This window comes from Mycobacterium sp. (genome assembly GCF_032162105.1).
In the GTDB taxonomy this organism is placed as follows: Bacteria; Actinomycetota; Actinomycetes; order Mycobacteriales; family Mycobacteriaceae; genus Mycobacterium.
The window spans coordinates 1-5,132 of the sequence record NZ_JAVRPS010000634.1; the positions used below are offsets into that span (position 1 = coordinate 1).

General features: G+C 64.7%; 5 protein-coding genes. 4 read left to right on the forward strand and 1 reads right to left on the reverse strand.

The genetic code is table 11. From position 1 onward, the window contains the following. Positions 1 to 4: 4 nt before the first annotated feature. Positions 5 to 613: a DUF305 domain-containing protein gene (locus QOC69_RS32110; RefSeq protein ID WP_526446536.1), complete on the reverse strand. Its 609-nt coding sequence runs from the start codon at positions 611 to 613 to the stop codon at positions 5 to 7. A 205-nt stretch (positions 614 to 818) separates the two neighbouring features. Here QOC69_RS32110 and QOC69_RS32115 point away from each other — a divergent pair, with 205 nt between their 5' ends. From QOC69_RS32115 to QOC69_RS32130, 4 genes are all read left to right on the forward strand, one after another. After that, a complete protein-coding gene (locus QOC69_RS32115) occupies positions 819 to 2,192 on the forward strand; it encodes a M28 family metallopeptidase (RefSeq protein ID WP_526446537.1) in 1,374 nt (457 codons plus the stop codon). Between the two features lie 512 nt (positions 2,193 to 2,704). Next, on the forward strand, positions 2,705 to 2,884 hold the full coding sequence (locus QOC69_RS32120; RefSeq protein WP_526446538.1) for a DUF6131 family protein: 180 nt from the start codon (positions 2,705 to 2,707) through the stop codon (positions 2,882 to 2,884). A gap of 321 nt (positions 2,885 to 3,205) precedes the next feature. Next, positions 3,206 to 4,501: a fatty acid desaturase family protein gene (locus tag QOC69_RS32125; RefSeq protein WP_526446539.1), complete on the forward strand. Its 1,296-nt coding sequence runs from the start codon at positions 3,206 to 3,208 to the stop codon at positions 4,499 to 4,501. Between the two features lie 12 nt (positions 4,502 to 4,513). Next, a partial coding sequence (locus QOC69_RS32130; protein WP_526446540.1) for a DUF1206 domain-containing protein occupies positions 4,514 to 5,132 on the forward strand: 619 nt, incomplete at its 3' end.

The window sequence follows — 5,132 nt, forward strand, 5'->3', positions numbered from 1 at the left end:
CGCGTCACTCCTTGGCGCTCACCAGATTGTTCATCTGGGCGATCTCCCTCTGCTGAGCGCTGATGATCATCTCCGCCAACTTCTTGGCGTCCGGACTCTGACCATCGGCAATCTCGGTTTGGGCCATGGTCACCGCGCCCTGGTGGTGGTCGATCATCGACGTGATCCACAGCTCGTCGAAGGCGGGCCCGTTCAGTGACTGGATCTGAGTCATCGTCGCACGGTCGACCATGCCAGGCATGACGCCGTCGACCATGCCGGGCATGTCCATCCCGCTGTGTTCCCCGTGGTCGGCCGAAACGGGCTCACCCCACTGCGCGAGCAGTCCCGTCATCGTCCGGATCTCCGCCTGCTGATCCCACGAGATGTGCGTCGCCATCATCTGGACGTCGGGGTTCGTGCTTCTGGACGGCACCATTGCCGCCATGTCGACGGCTTGCCGGTGATGCGGAATCATTTCCTGGGCGAACGCGACGTCGGCGGCATTGTGGTCCGTTGACTGCGAGGCGGGAGCCGGGTGGTGACCGGCGTGCTCCTGGCTTGGCGAGCCGCACGAGCTCAGGACGGTAACCATCGCTAGTGCCACGGCCGCCACGAGGAATTTCGGCGACATGGAACGAGCCTAGGCTCCGGACCTGTCGGCCACACGTAGACGTCGACGGCGCCGGGGCTGAACGCGCTAACGTGGGCCGGTGGGGAGTACATCGAAGGCGATTTCGATATCGCTGGCTGCCGTGATCACGTTGGCAACGCTGAGCGGCTGCGGCCGGGAGTCCAAGCCTGTCGAACCCAGCACGCCAATGTCGCAGGCAACGGATATGGCGGGAACGTTGAAGCAGCGAGTGTCCACCGACGCGGTGATGGCGCACCTGACCAAATTGCAGCAGATCGCCGACGCCAACGACGGCAACCGGGCCGCTGGCACGCCCGGCTACGAGGCCAGTGTCGACTACGTCGCTGATGCCCTGCGGTCCAAGGGCTTTGACGTCCAAGTACCCGAGTTCGAAGTGCGGTTGCCGTTCGCCGACCCACCGACCGTCACCGTCGGCGGCACGAACGTCGCCGCCAAGCCGCTCGAGTACACCGTGGGCACGCCACAGGACGGCGTGCGAGGACCGCTGGTGCCTGCACGCGTGGAGGACACCCCCGGCTGCACCGCCTCCGACTACGACGGCTTGCCCGTTGCCGGTGCGGTGGTGCTGGTCGACCGCGGCCAATGCCCGTTCGCGGACAAGCAGGTCGCCGCCGCCGAACGCGGTGCGGTCGCCCTGATCGTCGCGAACACCAGCGATGCCAAGTCGCTCGGCACGCTCGGCGCGGAGACCCAGGTCAAGATCCCGGTCGTCAGTGTCACCAAGGCCGACGGCGCCCGGCTGCGCGCGCAACCCGGCGACACCACGATCAAGCTCAACGCCGGGATCAGGACAGTGACGACCCGCAACGTCATCGCCCAGACCAAGACTGGGTCACCCCACGACGTCGTGGTCGTCGGTGGCCACCTGGACAGCGTGCCTGCCGGGCCTGGAATCAACGACGACGGCTCCGGAGTGGCGGCGGTGCTGGAAACCGCCTTGCAGCTGGGGAGTTCGCCGGATGTGAAGAACATGGTCCGGTTCGGGTTCTGGGGTGCCGAAGAACTGGGCCTGCTCGGCTCCGGGAACTACGTGCAATCGCTGGACGTCGCGGCGCTGAAGGACATCGCTTTGTACCTGAACTACGACATGATCGCCTCGCCGAATCCCGGCTACTTCACCTACGACGGCGACCAGTCGGCGCCACTGGACCCGGACACGAATCCGCCGCGGGTGCCGGAGGGGTCGGCAGGCATCGAACGCACGCTGGCGGCTTATCTCAGGAACGCGGGGAAGACGCCGCAGGACGTTCCCTTCTCGGGTAGCTCCGACTACGAAGGGTTCACCCGAGCGGGCATCCCCGCCGGTGGCGTATTCACCGGGGCGGTGTCCAAAATGACTGCCGATGAGGCCAAGTTGTGGGGCGGAACGGCCGGCGAGCCATACGACCCGAACTACCACCAGAAGACCGACACCGTCGACCACATCGACCGAGCCGCGCTGGAGATCAACGGCAAGGCCGTGGCGTACTCGGTCGGGCTGTACGCGCAGGATCTGAGTGGGCCCGACGGTGTTCCGGTCCACGACGACCGGACCCGTCACGTGGTGGCGAAGTCGTGATCCGGGGAATCATTGACGCGCAACCGAACTGAGATCGAACAGCGTCGGCAGGCAGATCGCAGGCGACTACACGAAGCACCACTCAGACGGGCGGTGGGACCTGAATCCTCTGCCAGCCAGGCTCCTGCCTGTAACCCCACCTCGCCGATCTGGCAGGGGGTTTCCGCCAGGTGTAATATTGTCGGTGCTGGGTCTATCAGCCAGTTCGGAACGAGTCCGGCCGTCCGCCGCTGAACTCGAAGAGCATCAGCTCGCGCCGTACATGCCAAGTCCACCCGTCGCGGTCGAGACAGCATGCATACCTTGCTCATTCCCCCGTTAGCTCTCGGAATTCGGGCACCCGCGAACTCCGCGGTCGCCTAGCCCACTCGTCGAATGTCGCCCACTTGACAGGCGATCAGGCGACAAATACCCGTGCCGGTGGCTCCGGGAATACCCGGTCGCTCACGGTCGCACGGCACTGACCCGGCAATCCTCCTCCCAAACATCTGCACAGAAACCAGGCAATCATCGTGATCGTTCTCGGCATCATCCTCATCGTCCTCGGACTGCTCCTCCCTAGCCTCGTCCCCACCTTCGCCTTCGCCCATATATGTGTGGTCATCGGCGTCATCCTCCTCGTCGTCGGTCTGCTGATGATGCTGATGGGACGGATGGGCCACTCCGTTGGCGGGCGTCGCCACTACTACTAAGCCGCCACACACAGCAGGCGGCCGGCCAGCGCGGGTGCTTCACCCACGCGACGCAAAACTGTGCCAGCGCGGGCACGATCGCCCTGACCGTGATCGCCGGACCACTCAATTATTTCGGTGCCAACCACAAGGTCACGAACTGTCATGTGCCCCAACCCAGTTGATCACCTGTCGCGTCATCGCTGCGCGAGCGGCCAGGCAATGGCGGCCGCCTCGGCAGATGAAACATCGAGCTCCACCCACAAAGAGTCGCACAGCCTTTGACGGCTGCGGGGACCCTCGTCGCGCGGGTGCAGTGGATCGGCGGAAAGCGAGGAGACGATGGCAATCACCGACGTTCCGGCGTTCGCTCACCTGACCGACGCGGACATCGAGAGCCTGGCTGTTGAGCTGGATGCGATCCGCCAAGACATCGAAGACTCCCGCGGCGAGCGCGATGCGCGTTACATCCGCCGTACCATCGCCGCTCAGCGTGCGGTCGAGGTGGCGGCCCGCCTGATGCTGGCCGCCAGCTCACGCCGATCGGCGTGGTGGGCAGGCACCGTGACATTGGGCGTGTCGAAGATCATCGAGAACATGGAGATCGGCCACAACGTCATGCACGGCCAGTGGGACTGGATGAACGATCCCGAGATTCACTCCTCGACGTGGGAGTGGGACATGAGTGGCGCGTCCAAGCACTGGCGGTTCACGCACAACTTCATGCACCACAAGTACACCAATATCCTCGGCATGGACCATGATGTCGGTTACGGCGTGCTGCGTGTCACCCGCGACCAGCGCTGGACACCGTTCAACCTCGGCAACCTGTTGTGCAACTGCGTCCTCGCCATCGGGTTCGAGTGGGGAATCGGCCTGCAGCCCTTGGAGCTCGAAAAGTTCGTCAAGGGCCAGTCGGACCGCGCGGCGACACTGGTGCGGATGCGCGAGTTCGCGAACAAGGCCAGCCGGCAGGTGGTCAAGGACTACGTCGCGTTGCCGGCGCTGACGTCGTTGTCGCCGGGTGCCACGTTCAAGTCCACGGTGATGGCCAACGCGGTGGCCAACGTGATCCGCAATGTTTGGTCCAACGCAGTGATCTTCTGCGGCCACTTCCCTGATGGCGCGGAGAAGTTCGCCAAGATCGACATGGTCGGCGAGACGAAGGGGCAGTGGTATCTGCGGCAGATGCTGGGCAGTGCCAACTTCGACGCCGGTCCGGTGCTGCGGTTCATGAGCGGCAACCTGTGCCACCAGATCGAGCATCACCTGTACCCCGATCTGCCGAGCAACCGGTTACACGAGATCTCGGTGCGCGTCAAGGACGTGTGCGACAAGTACGACTTGCCTTACACCACCGGATCATTCGCGGTGCAGTACGGCAAGACGTGGCGCACCATCGCCAAGCTATCGCTGCCGGACAAGTTTCTGCGCGACACCGCCGATGACGCATCGGAGACCCGCAGCGAGGCGATGTTCGCACCGCTGCAGCCCGGCTTCGCCGGCACCGATCCCGGGAGCGGACGGCGTCGCGGGTTGAAGACCGCGATCGCAGCGGTGCGGAGCTGGCAATTTGACGTCGCCTGGATCGAACATCTCTCACCGCAGCACCGGCCGGGTGATTCATCCGGCGGTTAGAAGGAGTCCTCAATGTCTGACCACGCGTCATCCTCCACCGCAACGCAGATGGCCCAAAACAGCGTGTTCGAACGATTCGCCCGCGGCGGGTACATCGTGAGCGGCTTGCTGCACCTCACCATCGGCTACCTTGCCATCCGGATCGCTCTCGGCAGCGGCGGCGGCACCGCTGACCAATCCGGGGCGCTAGCAGCCCTGGCGGCCAAACCGGGCGGCATCGTCGCGCTCTGGATCGCCGCGGTCGCCTTCTTGGCGATGGCGCTGTGGCGGCTCGTCGAAACAGCCCTCGGTCGTTCGACCGACCCAAAATCCCAGGGCGCACCATCGGAAGTCCTGGATCGGGCGAAGGCCTTCGCGCTGGCGGTCGTCTATTTCGCGTTCGCATACTCCACGTTCGGATTCGCCCGGGGTGCCGGAAAGTCCACCGGTGAGCAGAATGCGGGGATCAGCGCACGCCTGATGCAGACCGGCGCCGGCACCATCGCACTCATCGCCGCCGGCGTGATCATCGTCGCGGTGGGCGGATATCACGTCTACAAGGGAGCCAGCCGCAACTTTCTCGACGACCTCAAAGGCAGATCCAGCGACCTGGTGCGACGACTGGGCATGGTGGGCTACATCGCCAAAGGCC